Consider the following 16890-nt stretch of genomic DNA (forward strand, 5'->3'; position numbering starts at 1 on the left):
CTTCCTCCAAGCGAAAGACTTTTAGCGGTGACAGACAGTCAGAAATCCGACGAAACAGCAGCCGAAGTGACCGAGGTCCAGGCTTCCCCCGAGACGGCTAACTCCGAGACCGTGGAAACGGCAGCGGACACGCCCGAAGCCGTGGAAGCGGCACAGACCGACGAGGCGGCCGGGCCGGAGGCGACCGCACCCGAGGGTGACGCGCCGGCCGACGAGGCGACCGCACCCGAGGAGTCTGCACAGTCCGGCGCCGCACCGGCGGAAGCCGCCGCCAGCCCGCAGCGGGAGGCTGCAGAGGAAACCGCGGCACCGAGCCCTGCACCCTCACCGCGTCCGACGCCTGCACCCCGGCCCGCGCCGACCCCGGCAGCCTTTGCTGCCCGACCCAAGGCTGGCCCTGCTGCCACCGTAACGCCGGTGCAGGCACCACCGGCCACCTCGCTGGCCGAAGCTGCCCGCTGGGGCCGCGTTGAGGGCGATGGCCACGTATTCCTGACCATCGACGGCGAAGAGCACCCGGTCGGCCAGTACCCGGACGTCAGCAACGACGAGGCTCTCGCCTACTTCGCGCGGAAGTATGACGACGTCGTCGCCCAGATTGTCCTGCTGGAACAGCGGGTGGCCTCAAAGGCCCCCACCACGGACATGCAGAAGACCGTGACGCACCTGCGCGAGCAGCTCGCCGAACGGAACATGGTGGGCGACATCCGTTCCGCGGAAGGCCGGCTGGACACCCTGTCCAGCCAGATTACCGAGCTGGAGAAGGCGGAGAAGGCGCAGCACGACGCCGTCCGTGCCGCCGAACTGGCCGCCAGGGAGGCCATCGTGGCTGAGGCCGAAGCGATCTCGGGCACCGATCCGGCCCAGGTTCAGTGGAAGACTTCCAGTGCGCGCATGAACGAGCTGTTCGAAAGCTGGAAGGCCGCACAGAAGAGCGGCGTACGGCTGGGCCGCAGCAACGAGGACGCCCTGTGGAAGCGCTTCCGAGCCGCCCGGACGGTTTTCGACAGGCACCGGCGCGCCTACTTCTCCCAGCTAGACAGCAACAACTCGGCGGCAAAGGCCGCCAAGGAGAAGCTCATTGCGGAGGCCGAGGCACTCTCCTCGTCCACCGACTGGGGCTTTGCCGCCGGGGAATACCGCCGGCTGATGGACGAGTGGAAGGCATCACCCCGGGCCAGCCGCAAGGACGACGACGCGCTGTGGGCCCGGTTCCGCGCCGCGCAGGACGTCTTCTTCAGCTCGCGCCAGGCGGCCAACGACGAGATCGACCAGGAGTACGCGGCCAACCTGAAGGTCAAGGAGTCGCTCCTCGAGGAGGCATCGTCCATCGTTCCGGTCAAGGACATCGCCGCGGCCAAGAAGGCGCTGCAGTCCATCCATGACCGCTGGGAAGAGGCCGGCAAGGTTCCGCGTGCGGACATGGGCCGGATCGAGGCCGGGCTGCGCCGGATCGAGGATGCAGTCCGCCAGGCCGAGGACGAGAAGTGGCAGCGCTCCAACCCGGAGACCAAGGCCCGCACCAACAGCGCCCTGAGCCAGCTCGAATCCGCCATCGCCGGCCTGAAGGATGACCTGGCCGACGCTGAGAAGGCAGGCGACCAGCGCAAGATCAAGGCCGCCAGGGAGGCCCTGGAAGCCCGTCAGGCGTGGCTGGACCAGATCCAGCGTTCGGCGAGCGAGCTCTCCTAAGCAGCATCAGCACAGGCCCCGATCCGGTTATCCACATAGCCGGGGCGGGGCCTTACTGGTTAAGTCCGTTTCCGGCAGGATGACGGAATGGCACCGTTCACCCAGCCCCCTGTCTCGCAGCCCCCTGGTCCGCAGACACCTGCGCTGCAGACACCTGTGCTTCAGGCGCACGCCTCACACGCCCGGGGTGGTTCCCCGCCGGCCGATTCCCCCGTGCAGCTGCAGGAGCTCTATTCGCCGGGGCTTCCCTTCACGTGGCCCGAGCTCCAGTCCATGGCGGCCGACGGCGTGCTGACGCAGCTCTATCAGCACGGCTACACGGTTCCCGGGACTGCTGCCTCCCCGCAGCTGCGGGCGCGTGCCGCAGCCCACGGCGTGCCCGCCCCGGTCCGTCGGCGCGTGGTGGCGGGACGGATGACTGCGGCCTGGATCTACGGCTGCGCCCGGGAGCCGGACCGGCTGGCCCTCCTGGTGGACGCCAAACGCCGGATCTCCAGCCTTCGCTCCACCCGCGGCTGCACGCTCCATGAGGTGCGGCTGGGACCGTTCGATGTCGTCAGCCTGGGCGGCCTGATGGTGTCCAGTCCGCTCCGCACGGCGCTGGACATTGCCTTGCACGTGGAGGCCGAGCGGGCAGTTCCGGCCCTGCGGCTGCTCCTGAAGAAGCCCGAACTCGATGTCAGGCTCCGGCTTCTCGTGCTGGCGGTCGAGGCGATGCCCCGCCTGCCGCACAAAAACGCAGCCCTGGAGAAGCTCTCGCTGTTAGCTTCGCCGGCGGTTGCCCGTGGTCCGGTAGACGTCGAACACCCCGTCGATCCGCCGCACAGCACTGAGCACGTGGCTGAGGTACTTGGGGTCGCCCATCTCGAAGGCGAACTTTGAGATGGCCACGCGGTCCGTGGACGTGTGGACGCTGGCCGCCAGGATGTTCACGTGGTTTTCGGAGAGCACGCGCGTCACGTCCGAGAGGAGCGACTTCCGGTCCAGCGCCTCCACCTGAATCTCCACCAGGAAGACGCTCGACTGCGTCGGCGCCCAGTCGACGTCGACGATCCGGTCAGGCTGGTCCTTGAGGCCTGCCACGTTGGTACAGTCCGTGCGGTGCACCGACACGCCCGAGCCGCGGGTGACGAACCCTAGAATCGGGTCCGGCGGGACGGGGGTGCAGCAGCGGGCCAGTTTCACCCACACGTCGCCTACCCCGCGGACCACCACACCGGAATCCGAGAACCGGGCCTTGCTGACCTGGGTGGGGATACTGACTTCGGTGAGGTCATCATCGGGTGTTTCGTTGCCCCCGAGACTCTCGACGAGCTTTTCCATGACGGACTGCGCGGACGTATGGCCGTCACCCACGCCTGCGTAGAGCCCGGAGATGTCGACGTACTTGAAGTCCTCGGCCACGGCGGCCAGCGCGTCGTGCGTCATTAGCCGCTGCAGCGGAAGGTTCTGCTTCCGCATGGCGCGGGTCAGCAGCTCCTTGCCGCGGTCGATCGCCTCTTCACGGCGTTCCTTGCTGAACCACTGCCGGATCTTGTTGCGTGCCCGGGCGCTCTTGACGAAGTGCTGCCAGTCCTGGCTGGGGCCTGCGCCCTCGGCCTTCGAGGTGAAGATCTCCACCCAGTCACCGTGGTTGAGCTCGCTGTTGAGCGGAACCAGCTTGCCGTTGACGCGGGCGCCGATGGTCCGGTGGCCCACCTCGGTATGGACGGCATAGGCAAAGTCCACCGGCGTGGATCCGGCCGGCAGGGCCATGACCTCGCCCTTGGGGGTGAACACGAACACTTCGCGGGCGTTGATCTCGAACCGGAGCGAATCGAGGAACTCGCCTGGATCGGAGGTTTCCTGCTGCCAGTCCACGAGGGAGCGCAGCCAGCCCATGTCACCGTCCCGCGGGCTTCCGGGTCCGGTGGCCGTCCGGTTCGGCTGGTCCTTGTACTTCCAGTGCGCGGCCACACCGTACTCGGCACGGCGGTGCATCTCGTGCGTCCGGATCTGGATTTCAACCGGCTTGCCGCCGGGGCCGATGACCGTGGTGTGCAGGGACTGGTACATGTTGAACTTCGGCATCGCGATGTAGTCCTTGAACCTGCCAGGCAGCGGGTTCCAGCGCGAATGCAGGGTGCCCAGGGCGGCGTAACAGTCCCGGACCGAGTCAACCAGGACGCGGACGCCCATGAGGTCGTTGATGTCGTCGAAGTCCTTGTCCCGGACGATCATCTTTTGGTAAATCGAGTAATAGTGCTTGGGCCGGCCGGTAATCGTGGCCTTGATCCGTGCCGTGCGCAGATCGTCGGCGATCTGGTTCCGGATCACGCTGAGGCTCTTTTCACGTTCCGGCGTGCGGTCGCCCACCATGCGGACGATTTCCTCGTACACCTTGGGGTAGAGCGCCGCGAACGACAGGTCCTCGAGCTCCCACTTGATGGTGTTCATGCCCAGCCGGTGTGCCAATGGCGCGAAGATCTCCAGCGTTTCCCGGGCCTTGCGGGCGGACGACTCGGCGGAGACGAAACGCCACGTGCGGGCGTTGTGAAGCCTGTCCGCCAGTTTGATCATGAGGACACGGATGTCCTTGGCCATGGCCACGACCATCTTGCGGACAGTCTCGGACTGGGCAGCCTCACCGAAGCTGACCTTGTCGAGCTTGGTGACGCCGTCCACCAGCATGGCCACTTCTGGGCCGAAGTCCGCCCGCAGGTCCTCCAGCGTGTAGGGCGTGTCCTCCACGGTGTCGTGGAGCAGCGCCGCGGCCAGGGTGGTGCCGCTGAGTCCCAGTTCCGCGAGGATCGTCGCGACGGCGACGGGATGGGTGATGTAGGGGTCGCCGCTCTTGCGCTTCTGCCCGCGGTGGCTTTGCTCCGCGACCACGAAGGCGCGCTGGATGAGATCGAAATCTTCCTTGGGGTTGTTCGCCCGCACGGTCCGCAGCAGCGGCTCCAGGATGGGCGAGTACGTCGCGGTGCTGCGGCCGGTCAGCCGCGCCAGGCGGGACCTCGTCCGCTCACGCCGGCCCGGGAATGTCGGCCGGACACCGGAGTTGTCCACGGGCACGCCGGGCGCCGGGCGCCCGGCAGCCACCAGACCAGTCTGTTGCCCCTGGCCCGGACCGTTGCCTCCGGCAGCCGTTGGCGCCGACGTCGAACCTTCTTCCAATGAAGTACCCCTCACGACCCGTTTAATTATCCCAGTGTATTCCCGCTCCGGGCCCGACCGATAACCGCGTCCGTGACCAACGGCGCAGCCGGCCACACTGCCCGGTACCCGGGCGGGCCGGCGGTGGCGACGCAGGCACTTAACGCAAAGACCGGACGCCGTCGCGGTGACGGCATCCGGTCATTGGGGAGTTACCTGGGCTTTTGCCGGCGCTCTACGCTTGTGCAGGCTCGGCAGCTGTCTTGGCGGCGGTGTCCGCCCGGCGCTGCTTGACGCGCTGTGCCTGCTTGACCAGCGGCGCCTCGCCCTGGCGCAGCCAGGCATACATTGGCGCCGCGATGAAGATCGTGGCCGCGGTGCCGATCAGGATTCCGACGAACAGGGCCAGCGAAAGGTCGCGCAGGGTTCCCGCGCCCAGCAGGCCGGCCCCGATGAACAGGATCGCCCCGACCGGGAGGATGGCCACCATCATGGTGTTGATGGAGCGGACCAGGGTCTGGTTGACGGCCAGGTTGACTTCCTCCGCGAACGTCCGGCGCGAGGACGTATCGATGTCGGCGGTGTTTTCACGGATCTTGTCGAACACCACCACGGTGTCGTACAGCGAATAGCTGAGGACCGTCAGGAACCCGATGATCGCCGACGGCGTGACCTCGAAATCGCTCAGGGCGTAAACACCGGCGGTGATGAACATCGTGACGAGCATGCCCACGATCGCCGAGAGGGACATCTTCCAAGTCCGGAAGTAGAGGGCCATCAGGACCGTCGCCAGGGCAACGAAGACCACGAGCCCGATCAGGGCCTGCTTGGTGACGTCGGCACCCCAGGTGGGGCCAACGAAGGTGGAGGTTACCTCGTTGTCCGTCACGCCGTAGGCCTTGGTGAGGCCTTCCTTGATCTTGAGGGTCTCGTTGTCGGAGAGCTTGTCCGTCTGGATCCGCATGGTGGTTCCGGCGACGTTGGCGACGCGCGGGACGCTGCCGGGAACGACGTCGTGGACAGCCTTCTCGCCCACGGCCGATTCGGTGGTCTTGACGTTGGACACCGTGAACTCGGACCCGCCGCGGAACTCAATGCCCAGGTTGAAGCCGCCCTTGACCGCCGGGATCAGGATGGACAGCGCAACCGCGATGGCGGCCACGGTGAACCAGATTTTCTTGGCCCCCACAAAGTCGTAGGAACGCTTTCCGGTGTAGAGCTCGTTACCGAATTTCGCGAAACTGGACATTTACTTGCCCTCCTTGGCCGGGCCCTTGGAGGAACCGGCGAGCTGCTCCTGCTGCTCCGCGCGGCGGCGTTCAGCGATGGTCATCCGGCGCTCTGCCTCAGCCGCGGCACCGGTGTTCTTGGCCCGCACCACTGACGGCTTGTCCTCGGGGCTGCGGAGCCTGCCGGCGCCCCGGTAGAGCGGCACCGCGCCGAGGCGCTCGGGATCAAGGCCGGAGAACTTGTGGCCTTCGCCAAAGAACCGGGTCCTGGCCAGCTGCTGCAGCGTGGGGTGGGTGAACATGAAGACGACGATGAGGTCGGCGATGGCGGTCAGGCCGAGCGTGAAGGCAAAGCCACGGACGTTGCCAACGGCCACGAAGTACAGCACCAGTGCGGCCAGGAGGTTGACCGCCTTGGATGCCAGGACGGTCCGCTTGGCCCGCTTCCAGCCGTTCTCCACGGCGGACACCAGGCCGCGGCCTTCGCGGAGCTCATCACGGATGCGTTCGAAGTACACGATGAACGAGTCCGCCGTCTGGCCGATGGACACGATGATGCCCGCAACGCCGGCGAGGGAAAGCCGGTAGTTCTCGGTCCAGCCGAGGATCGCAATGGCGAGGTATGTGAGCGCACCAGCCACCACCAGCGAGGCGATGGTGACAAAGCCGAGCGCACGGTACTGGAACAGGGAGTAGACAACCACCAGCAGCAGGCCGATCAGGCCGGCGAGGAGGCCCATCCGGAGCTGCTCACCGCCAAGGGTGGCGGAAATCTGCTGCTCGCTCTGGATGTCGAAGCTGATGGGCAGGGCACCGAACCGGAGCTGGTCCGAGAGCGCCTTGGCCGACTTCTCCGTGAAGCCGCCCGTGATCTGCGGGCGGCCGTCGGTGATGACGGCCTGGGACCGCGGGGCCGAAATGACCTGGTCATCCAGGACAATGGCGAACTGCGACTTGGGATCGCTGCCGGTCTCACCGCCCGCAGCAACGTAGAACTGGTTGAGGCGTTCAGTGACCGTCTTGAACTTGGCCGTACCCTCCGCGTTGAACTGGATGTTGACAGCCCATTCGTTGGTGACGGCGCCCTGGGCGCCCTGCTGGAGCTGGAACGTCGAGCCCTGGATCTCCACACCCTTGACCTCGACCGGACCGAGGATGTACTTGATCGCAGGAGTCTGGTCAGTGGCAGGCTCGCAGGTGACCAGCGGCTTGGCGGGGTCGGAACGCTGCTGCTTCTCCTGGGCCGGGTGGTCACAGTCGAGGGCCTCGAACTGCTTCTGGACGTCCGCGGTGATCCAGTTCGAATCGCTGGCGTTTGTCGGCTTGGCCGTCGGCTTCGGCAGCTGGGCAGCGGGTGTCCGCTGCGCGGCAGGGACGGCGGCACCGGCGCCTGTGACGAGCACGGGGCGGAAGTTCATGTCCGCGGAGGCCTGGATGAGGGCGCGGGTCTCCGTGGACGGGGTGCCGGGAAGGCTCACCACCACGTTGCGGCCGGACTGCGTGCTGATCTCAGCCTCTGCGACGCCAGAGCCGTCCACGCGCTGGCGGATGATGGCGACCGCCTGGTTGAGCTGCTCCTCATTGATGTCCGAGTTACCCTCAACCTTGGGTGCCAGGATCATCTGGGTGCCGCCCTCAAGGTCCAGGGCAAGCTTTGGGCTCCAGCTGGCAACCCCGGACATCGTGCCGCCCGCAAGGACGGCCGTCATGGCGGCCAGGATTACGCCAAGCCAGACCAGCACCCGAAGGGATGTTTTCTTGCGGCCAGTTCGTGCCATTGCCTATCTTTCTATTAATTGCGGAGGGCCGCCGGGGCGAACCTTGCCGCACCCGGCGGCTCCGCAGCCGTAGACAGCTGTACTGCGCGGAAGCGGCGGACTAGATGTCCTTCTTGCCCTCGTCGTTGAGGCGCTTGAGGGTTTCGTCCGGGGTCTCGTCGGCCGTGCCGGCCTTGTCTTCGGGAGTCAGCGCCTCAGGGTTCAGCGGCTCCTCGGCCGTCAGTGCCGATGCGTCATCGGGAACGGCCTGCGCTTCGACGGCGGGCTCCACGATCTTGGTCACGGCCTGGCGGTGGACGGTGGCAAGGTGGCCGGGCGACAGTTCCAGGACGACCTTGTTCTCCGTGTCGTCGATCGACACGATGCGGCCGAACAGTCCGAAGCTGGTCATGACCTCGACGCCCGGAGCGAACTGCGACTGCAGCTGGGCCTGCTGCTGCTGCGTTTTCTTGTTGCGGCGGAACATCATGAAGATGAAAACGCCGAGCATGACGAACAGCAGAATTGTCATTGGATCCAAGAGGATTTTTCCGTTCTTTACTTGCGTAGCTGGTTGACAGCGACGTCCGCTTTGCACCGGGCTGCCCGCCCGGACACGGGAGACCGGCCGCGGGCGGCCCGCCGAAGCGGGACACGGAAACAAAGCCCGGACGTGCCGAGCGTCCTTCCAGTCTAGAGGGAAAAGCTGGGAGGTCGCTGCTATTGGGTGCTGGAAACCCACTCAGATGACGATTCCTCATCGCCCGGCCCCGCCGCGAAAAGGTCCAGGGTTTCCTGGCCAAAGACCCCCGCCGGCACGGCCAGCCCCAAATGGGTCCACGCCGGCGCCATGGCGATCCGGCCGCGCGGCGTCCTGCCCAGCAGCCCCTCCCGGACCAAATACGGCTCGGCGACCGTCTCCACCGTCTCCGGCTCCTCCCCCACGGCGATGGCCAGGGTTGACAGGCCCACCGGGCCGCCGCCGAACTTGGTGATCAGCGCCTCCAGCACCGACCGGTCCAGCCGGTCGAGGCCGCGCTTGTCCACTTCGTACATGTCCAGCGCGGCGGACGCGGAGCGGGCATCAATCTGCTCGATGCCGTGGACCAGCGCCCAGTCCCGGACCCGCCGCAGCAGCCGGTTGGCAATGCGGGGCGTGCCGCGTGAGCGCCCGGCGATCTCGGTGAAGCCGGCCGAATTCACCTTCAGGTCCAGGAGTCCGGCGGACCGGCGCAGCACCAGCTCCAACTCTTCCACCGAATAAAACTCCAGGTGCCCGGTGAACCCGAAGCGGTCCCGGAGCGGACCCGGCAGGAGCCCGGCACGCGTGGTGGCACCCACCAGCGTGAAGGGCGGCAGTTCCAGCGGAATGGCCGTGGCCCCGGCGCCCTTGCCCACCACGATGTCGACGCGGAAGTCCTCCATGGCCATGTAGAGCATTTCCTCGGCCGGGCGGGACATCCGGTGGATTTCGTCCAGGAAGAGGACTTCGCCTTCGGACAGTGAGGAAAGGATGGCGGCGAGGTCTCCGGCGTGCTGGATTGCAGGGCCGCTGCTGATCCGCAACGGCGCGTTCATCTCCGACGCCACAATCATGGCGAGTGTGGTCTTGCCGAGCCCGGGAGGACCGGAAAAGAGGACGTGGTCCGCGCTGCGCCCGCGCATCCGGGATGCCTTCAGCACCAGGGAAAGCTGCTTGCGGACCCTGTGCTGGCCCACGAAGTCATCGAGGTTTTTGGGCCGGAGCGCGGCCTCGATAGCCCGCTCTTCGGGCTCTTCTCCCCCGGCGACCAAGGACGGCTCAGCCACGGCTGCCTACCCTGTTGCCTGCCCGGGCGCCGTCCTGGCCGAGCCAGCGCAGCGTGGTGCGCAGGATCTCGGCAACGTTGCCTTCGCCGGCGAGTTCCGGCGCATCCGCGAGGGCCTTGTCGATGCTGCCCGAGGCGTCCTTTTCGGACCATCCGAGGCTGGTCATGGCGGCAACAACCTGCGGCTTCCAAACGCCTTCGGATGACGCGGCCGGCGCTCCCACGGGCATAGCCGTGCCGTGTGGCACGAGTTTGCCGGCGAGTTCCAGGACGATGCGCCCGGCGACCTTCGGGCCGATCCCCGGGACCTTGGTGAACGTCTTGCTGTCCTCGGTGTGCGCTGCCACGCGGATGGCCTCGGGGTCGTGCACGGCGAGGACCGCGAGGGCGAGCCGCGGACCCACACCGCTGACACTGAGCAGAATGTCGAAAACTTCCCGTTCGTCGTCGCTCGCGAAGCCGAACAGGGTCAGGGAGTCTTCCCGAACGATCAGGGACGTGAAAAGCTTCCCCTCCTCACCGGTCCGCAGCTTGCTGAGTGTCTGCGGCGTGGCATAGACGCTCATGCCGGCACCATTGAGATCGATGACGGCGGTGGACAGTCCGACGTGCGCCACGGTTCCGCGGAGAAAACTAATCAAGGCCGGGGCTCCTGAACTTGCGCCGGCAAAAAACCGACTATCCGAACATATCTACGAATACCCTAGCAAGGGCCGGCGACATTCAGCGCGCACGGCGCGCCTTCGCCTCGGCCTCGGCCCAGGCGCGCTGGGCAGGGGTCAGGGACTGGCTGCCGGGACCGGTGGTGGCGACGGATGCGCCGCTGCCCGCGCGCCAGGCGTGCGTGATGGCGAGGGCCAAGGCATCCGCCGCGTCCGCCGGACGCGGCGGCGCATCGAGCCGCAGGATCTTGGTGACCAGCTTGGTGACGGCCTCCTTGTTGGAGGATCCGCTCCCGGTCACGGCCGCTTTGACCTCCGACGGCGTGTGCAGGGCCACGGGGATGCCGCGCCGGGCCGCGGCGGCGATGACGACGCCGGAGGCCTGGGCCACGCCCATGACCGTGCTCACGTTGAGCTGCGAGAAGACCCGTTCCACCGCCAGCACATGCGGCTCGTAGCGGTCGAGCCAGTCGTCGATGGCGAGGGCGATGACCAGCAGCCGCTGGTCGAGCGTTTCCTCAGGGGACGTTCCCACCACGCCGACGGCCACCATGGTGGCACGGCGGTTCTTTTCGACGTCCACCACGCCGATGCCGCAGCGGGTCAGCCCGGGGTCGATGCCCAGTACGCGCAGCGTCACGTGCAAGCGCCCCGGTCCGCCGCGCGGAAAATCACTCGGCTTCCAGGGCTGCCTGAACTTCGTCGCTGAGGTCGGCGTTGCTGTAAACGTTTTGGACGTCGTCGAGGTCCTCGAGGGCGTCAACGAGCTTCATGAACTTCTTGGCGGCGTCAAGGTCCAGCGGCACCTCCATGGAGGGCACGAACTCGGCCTCGTCGGTGTCGTAGTCGATGCCGGCTTCCTTGAGCGCGTCGCGGACGGCCTGCAGGTCCTTCGGGTCCGAGTGGATCTCGAAGTTGTCCCCGTTGTCCTTGACTTCCTCGGCACCGGCATCCAGCACGGCCATCAGGACGTCGTCCTCGGTGAGGTCGTTCTTGGGCAAGGTGACAACGCCCTTGCGGGTGAACAGGTAGCTGACCGAGCCGGGGTCGGCGATGGTGCCGCCGTTGCGGGAGATGGCCAGCCGGACCTCTGATGCCGCGCGGTTCTTGTTGTCGGTAAGGCACTCGATCAGCAGCGCCGAACCCTGCGGGCCGCGGCATTCGTACATGATCTCCGTGTAGTCCACGACCTCGCCGGTGAGCCCGGCGCCGCGCTTGATGGCGCGGTCGATGTTGTCGTTCGGTACCGAGGTCTTCTTGGCCTTGGTGACGGCCAGTTCGAGTCCGGGGTTGCCGGCGAGGTCCGGGCCGCCCATGCGGGCCGCAACTTCGATGTTCTTGATCAGCTTGGCGAACGACTTTGCCCGGCGGCTATCAATGATGGCCTTCTTGTGCTTGGTCGTTGCCCATTTGGAGTGGCCTGACATGCTTTACGCTTCTCCTCTGATCATGCGGATAAAAAGTTCATGCACGCGCTTCTCCCCTGTCACTTCCGGATGGAAGGAGGTGGCCAGCAGCTGGCCTGAACGCACTGCAACAATTCTAGCTGTCCCCTGCAGACCGGCCGCGTGGGAGGCGTGCTCCTGGTCGGCCGGCTCCACCTGCGCCAGGACCTCAACGCCGGGGCCCACACGCTCCACCCACGGGCCCCGGATGAACACCGCGTGAACCGGAGCCACGCCCTGGTCTGTGGCGCTGAACTCCAGGCCCTTGAAGTCGAGGTCGGTCTCGAACGACTCGCGCTGCCGGCCGAAGGCGTTGCGGCGCACCGTGATGTCGAGGCCGCCGAACGTCTGCTGGGGGTTTCCCGCGAGGTCTGCCGCGGGATCGGCGATGTCGTGCGCCAGCAGGATCATGCCCGCGCAGGAACCGTAGACCGGGAGGCCGTCGGCGATCCGCTGCCGCAGCGGTTCGGCCAGGTCGAAGGCGCGGGCCAGCTTGTCGATGGCCGTCGACTCGCCGCCGGGGATGATGAGCCCGTCGAGCCCTTCAAGCTCTGCCGGGCGGCGGACGCCCACGCCGGCGGCGCCGGCGCTCTCGACCGCCCGGAGGTGCTCACGGAAGTCACCCTGGAGCGCCAGAACGCCGATGCGCAGGCCGGACCCGGGCTTTTCGGCCACGCCGGCCGGGCGCGGAAGGGCGCTGGAAAGGGAATTGGTCATCTAAACAGCATAGTGTCCCGGGCACAAACCGGCGTCCCCGCCGCCGGGGCCCGCCACATTGCATGCCGCTGCTGGGATATATTACAGAGCATGTTTTCCCTCAGCGTTCCGCTCGGCAAGTTCGTCCGCCGGGTTTCCCGGCTCAGGGGCGGAGGCTCTGCATTCCCCGGCCTGGTGGTCGAGAATATCGATCCCGGCTTCATGCAGCGGACCCTGTCCACTCTCCCCCACGGCGTGGCCGTGGTCAGCGGCACCAACGGCAAGACGACCACCACCAAGATGGTGGTGGAGCTGCTGGAAAGCCAGGGCCTGAAGGTGTTCACCAACCGCACGGGGAGCAACTTCACCCGGGGCGTGGCGGCCGCCCTGCTCGGCGAGGTCGACTGGCGGGGACGGCTCGACGCCGATATCGCCGTGCTGGAGCTGGATGAGGCCCACGCCGTGCACTTCGTCAACCGGGTCCCGCCGCGCTACAGCCTGCTGCTGAACGTCCTCCGCGACCAGCTGGACCGTTTCGGTGAGATCGACAAGACCGCCCAGCTCCTCCAGCACATTGCCTCCAAGACCACCGGGACCGTGGTGCTCAACCGCGAGGACCCGCGGGTGGCCAGGATCGCCGACACGCTCCAGGGCCCCGAGGTCCTCTACTTTGGCCTGGACGACTCCCTGCTGGGCACCTTCCCCAGCGACGATGAACTCCGCGCCGGACCGGGCAGCCCCGTGCCTGCGGTGCCGGAACGGCCCCGGGCCGACGTCGTCCTCCGCCGGGTGGGCGCCGATGACGCCGATTTTGAGTACGACGGCGGCACGGTCACCACCGGGATGAAGCTTCGCGGCGTCTACAACATCTTTAACGCCGCGGCTGCGCTGGCCCTTGCCCGCAGCATCTGCGGCAGCGGCGCGGCCACGGCGGACCACGGCACCCTGCTGAAGGCGCTCTCAGAGGTGGCCCCGGCATTCGGACGCGGCGAAAGCCTCACCGTGGACGGGCTCCCGCTGGATCTGGTTCTGGTCAAGAACCCGAGCGGATTCCGGCTGGGCCTCAAGTCGTTTCCATCCGGCGGCTACGCCACCATGATCGCCATCAACGACAACTACGCCGACGGCCGCGACATGTCCTGGCTGTGGGATGTCGATTTCGACTCGCTTCGCGCCGAAGGCGTGGACCAGGTCACCGGCTCCCGCGCGTACGACATGGCCCTGCGCCTGCAGTACGACGAAGTGCAGATCGGGGCGGTGGACACCGATATCCCGGCCGCCCTGGCCGACTTCATCCGCAACGGCAAAGGCAAGCCGAAGCGGGTCTTCTGCACTTACACCGCGATGCTCGCCATCCGCCGTGAGCTGTCCAAAATCACCACAGTGGAGGTGGTCTCTTGACCCCCGATTCGACCGCCGGCACTGCGTCATCCGGCACTCCCGCGTCAAAGGGAACCATCCGGGTCCTGCAGCTTTATCCGCGGGAGATGAACATCTACGGCGACTGGGGCAATGCCCTGGTGCTGCAGCAGCGCCTAAAGTGGCACGGATACACGCCGGAACTGCTCGAGTACAACGTGGGCGACGAGTTCCCGGAAGGTGTGGACATCATCCTGGGCGGCGGCGGGCAGGACAGCGGCCAGCTCGTCATCCAGGACGACCTCCAGTCCCGCGCCGGACTCCTCAAGGGGATGGCCGAGGACGGCACGCCGATGCTCCTCATCTGCGGGCTCTACCAGCTGTTCGGCCGCTTCTTCAAGACCCGCTCCGGCCCGGTCATTCCCGGCATCGGGGTCCTTGATATTGAGACCCACGGCACGGATGAGCGGCTGATCGGCAACGTCAAGGTCACCACCGCAGAGTTCGGGGAGGTGCTCGGCTACGAAAACCACAGCGGCCAGACCACCCTGGGCCCCGGCGTCCAACCTCTGGGGACGGTGGCCAAGGGCACGGGCAACAACAGCAGCGACGGCCAGGAGGGCGCCCGCTACCGGAACATCGTGGCCAGCTACCTGCACGGTTCCCTGCTACCCAAGAACCCGGCCATCGCCGACTTCCTGATCCGGACCGCCGTCGAACGCAAATACGGAACCTTCACACCCGGTGCACCGGACGACCACTTCGCGGTCCTGGCCCGCGAGCACGCGGCCCGCAGGCCGCGCTAGGGAGTGCCGCGGGGCACCAGCGGTAGGGCGCACTGACAATGACTGACGGTGCTGCGCGACGTTGGAGGCGGTCCATGTGCAGCGTGGACGTGCTGCCACAACTGGGCGTGGACCAGCACGTCGCCCGCGAAAACATTGTGCACCGCGGGGCTGCATGAAAGGGTTGCTTCATGACCAATCCCCTCCTGTCCCCCAGCACCCTGCCGTTCGGTCTGCCGCCGTTTGCCGACATCGACGACGCCCACTATGCCGAGGCGGTTGACGCCGGGCTCGCCGAACACTTGGCCGAGATCCAGGCCATCGTGGACAACCCCGGGCCCGCCACGTTCGAGAACACCGCGCTGGCCATGGAACGGTCCGGCCGGCTGCTGGACCGCGCCGCGGCCTCATTCTTCACCCTGGTGTCGGCCGACGCCTCCGAGGCGATCAGGAAACTCGAGACCGACCTGTCGCCTCGCTTCGCCGCCCACCAGGACGCCGTCTACCTCAACCGGGCGCTGTACGAGCGGTTCGCCGCCGTGGAGACCACGGGCCTGGACGCCGAATCGGCACGGCTGGTCGAGGAGTACCTCAAGGAATTCCGCCAGTCCGGCATTCAGCTGGACGACGCCGGCCAGGACCGTCTCCGTTCGCTGAACGCAGAGCTGTCCCGGCTGGGCACGGAATTCGGGCAGCGCGTCAAGGAAGCCATGAAGTCCGCCGCCCTGCTGCTCGACAGCGCCGAGGACCTCGCCGGCCTTCCCGCGGACGAGATCGCCAGCGCCGCGGAGGCAGCCCGCGTTGCCGGACATGACGGCAAGTTCCTCCTGACGCTCATCCAGCCAAGCAACCAGCCCGCCCTGGCATCACTGGACAACCGGGACGTGCGCCGGCGGCTCTTCGAGGCGTCCATTGCCCGCGGCAGCTCCGGCGGTGACCTCGACGTCCTGGACCTGGTGAAATCAATGGTCCGGCTCCGCGCCGAAAAGGCCGCCCTGCTGGGCTTCGCAAACTATGCCGAACTGGTGGTGGACCGGCAGACAGCCCCGGACTTCGGCGCCGTGCGGACCATGCTGAACCGGCTGGCGCCCGCCGCCGTCCGGAACGCCGACGCCGAGGCTGCTGCCTTGGCCGAAAGCGCCGGCCACCCGCTCGAGGCCTGGGACTGGGCCTATTACTCGGCCAAGGTGCGGCGGGAACGGTACACCGTGGACGAGCAGGCCCTCAGGCCGTACTTCGAGCTGGACGGGGTGCTGACGGGCGGCGTGTTCTTCGCCGCAACCTCGCTCTTCGGCATCACGTTCCACGAGCGCACGGACCTCGCCGGCTACCACGAGGACGTCCGGATCTGGGAGGTCCGGGACGCGGACGGAACAGAGCTGGGCCTGTTCCTGGGCGACTACTACACCCGCGAAACCAAACGGGGAGGCGCATGGATGAATTCGCTGGTGGAACAGTCGGCGCTGCTCGGCACCAAGCCGGTGGTGATCAACAACCTGAACATCTCCAAGCCGCCCGCCGGTGAGCCCACGCTGCTGACACTCGACGAGGTACGGACCGCGTTCCACGAGTTCGGCCACGCCCTGCACGGGCTGTTTTCCAGCGTCACCTACCCCCGGTTCTCGGGCACGTCGGTGCCGCGGGACTTCGTGGAGTACCCGTCCCAGGTCAACGAGATGTGGATCATGTGGCCGGAGGTGCTGGCCAATTACGCCCGCCACCACGCCACGGGCGAGCCGCTGGCCCAGGACGTCGTCGACCGGCTCAACGAGTCCCGCCTGTGGGGCGAGGGGTTCGCCACGACGGAGTACCTCGGCGCGGCGTTGCTGGATCTGGCCTGGCACGTCCTGGAGGCCGACGGCGTTCCCGAGGACGCCCTCGAATTCGAGGCGAAGGCCCTGGCGGCCGCGGGGGTGGCCCATCCGCTGATTCCGCCCCGGTACCGGACGGGCTATTTCCAGCACATCTTTGCGGGCGACGGCTACGCTGCAGGCTACTACTCCTACATCTGGAGCGAGGTGCTGGACGCCGAGACGGTGGACTGGTTCACCGAGAACGGCGGGCTCAACCGGGCCAACGGCGACCGCTTCCGCGCGGAACTGCTCTCCCGCGGCAACAGCCGGGACCCGCTCGAGTCATTCCGGACCCTCCGCGGACGAGACGCCGCCCTGGAGCCCCTCCTCAAACGCCGCGGCCTCGAATAACCCGACCCTTACCCCCCCTCGAGGTTTGGAGTTTTTGTCCATTTGTCGCGACTTCGGACCCGTTTAAGTCCCATTATCTGGACAAAAACTCCAAGTTAAAGAACGACGACGGCCGGTC

General features: G+C 67.0%; 14 protein-coding genes. 5 read left to right on the top strand and 9 right to left on the bottom strand.

Features of this window, described 5'->3' with window-relative positions; translation table 11 throughout:
- Positions 1-27 precede the first annotated feature (27 nt).
- Positions 28-1692 (top strand): DUF349 domain-containing protein, encoded by a 1665-nt coding sequence (locus ACFTSA_RS14430; RefSeq protein ID WP_377952123.1) that lies wholly within the window; start codon positions 28-30, stop codon positions 1690-1692.
- A gap of 87 nt (positions 1693-1779) precedes the next feature.
- On the top strand, positions 1780-2574 hold the full coding sequence (locus ACFTSA_RS14435) for a hypothetical protein (RefSeq protein ID WP_377952124.1): 795 nt from the start codon (positions 1780-1782) through the stop codon (positions 2572-2574).
- Here the strand turns inward: ACFTSA_RS14435 and ACFTSA_RS14440 are convergent.
- The 9 genes from ACFTSA_RS14440 to pdxT all read right to left on the bottom strand — a co-directional run bounded on the left by ACFTSA_RS14440 (position 2455) and on the right by pdxT (position 12445).
- Positions 2455-4848, bottom strand: a complete 2394-nt coding sequence (locus ACFTSA_RS14440) for a bifunctional (p)ppGpp synthetase/guanosine-3',5'-bis(diphosphate) 3'-pyrophosphohydrolase (RefSeq protein WP_306923928.1) — start codon at positions 4846-4848, stop codon at positions 2455-2457. The genes ACFTSA_RS14435 and ACFTSA_RS14440 overlap by 120 nt on opposite strands.
- Before the next feature lie 214 nt (positions 4849-5062).
- Entirely contained in the window at positions 5063-6076 is a 1014-nt protein-coding gene (gene secF, locus ACFTSA_RS14445) for a protein translocase subunit SecF (protein WP_377952125.1), read from the bottom strand.
- Complete coding sequence (gene secD, locus ACFTSA_RS14450; protein WP_377952126.1) at positions 6077-7834, bottom strand: protein translocase subunit SecD; 1758 nt, start codon at positions 7832-7834, stop codon at positions 6077-6079.
- A gap of 100 nt (positions 7835-7934) precedes the next feature.
- Positions 7935-8345, bottom strand: coding sequence for a preprotein translocase subunit YajC (yajC, locus tag ACFTSA_RS14455; RefSeq protein WP_377952127.1), 411 nt, complete (start codon positions 8343-8345; stop codon positions 7935-7937).
- A 188-nt stretch (positions 8346-8533) separates the two neighbouring features.
- Complete coding sequence (gene ruvB, locus ACFTSA_RS14460) at positions 8534-9622, bottom strand: Holliday junction branch migration DNA helicase RuvB (protein WP_306923935.1); 1089 nt, start codon at positions 9620-9622, stop codon at positions 8534-8536.
- Positions 9615-10262 (bottom strand): Holliday junction branch migration protein RuvA, encoded by a 648-nt coding sequence (gene ruvA / locus ACFTSA_RS14465; protein WP_377952128.1) that lies wholly within the window; start codon positions 10260-10262, stop codon positions 9615-9617. The genes ruvB and ruvA overlap by 8 nt, the downstream gene beginning before the upstream one ends.
- 82 nt (positions 10263-10344) lie before the next feature.
- The gene (ruvC, locus tag ACFTSA_RS14470) at positions 10345-10923 is read right to left on the bottom strand and encodes a crossover junction endodeoxyribonuclease RuvC (RefSeq protein WP_003800677.1); all 579 of its coding nucleotides are present in this window, start codon (positions 10921-10923) and stop codon (positions 10345-10347) included.
- A gap of 31 nt (positions 10924-10954) precedes the next feature.
- Positions 10955-11710, bottom strand: coding sequence for a YebC/PmpR family DNA-binding transcriptional regulator (locus ACFTSA_RS14475; protein WP_190602648.1), 756 nt, complete (start codon positions 11708-11710; stop codon positions 10955-10957).
- Positions 11711-11713: 3 nt separating this feature from the next.
- Positions 11714-12445, bottom strand: coding sequence for a pyridoxal 5'-phosphate synthase glutaminase subunit PdxT (pdxT, locus tag ACFTSA_RS14480; RefSeq protein WP_377952130.1), 732 nt, complete (start codon positions 12443-12445; stop codon positions 11714-11716).
- Positions 12446-12535: 90 nt separating this feature from the next.
- Here pdxT and ACFTSA_RS14485 point away from each other — a divergent pair, with 90 nt between their 5' ends.
- From ACFTSA_RS14485 to ACFTSA_RS14495, 3 genes are all read left to right on the top strand, one after another.
- Entirely contained in the window at positions 12536-13825 is a 1290-nt protein-coding gene (locus ACFTSA_RS14485; protein ID WP_377952131.1) for a MurT ligase domain-containing protein, read from the top strand.
- Entirely contained in the window at positions 13822-14589 is a 768-nt protein-coding gene (locus ACFTSA_RS14490) for a type 1 glutamine amidotransferase (RefSeq protein WP_377952133.1), read from the top strand. Before ACFTSA_RS14485 ends, ACFTSA_RS14490 begins: the two co-directional genes overlap by 4 nt.
- 170 nt (positions 14590-14759) lie before the next feature.
- Positions 14760-16772 (top strand): M3 family metallopeptidase, encoded by a 2013-nt coding sequence (locus ACFTSA_RS14495; protein ID WP_377952136.1) that lies wholly within the window; start codon positions 14760-14762, stop codon positions 16770-16772.
- Positions 16773-16890 lie beyond the last annotated feature (118 nt).

The sequence above is a fragment of the Arthrobacter sp. NPDC057013 genome (genome assembly GCF_042674585.1).
GTDB lineage: Bacteria > Actinomycetota > Actinomycetes > Actinomycetales > Micrococcaceae > Arthrobacter.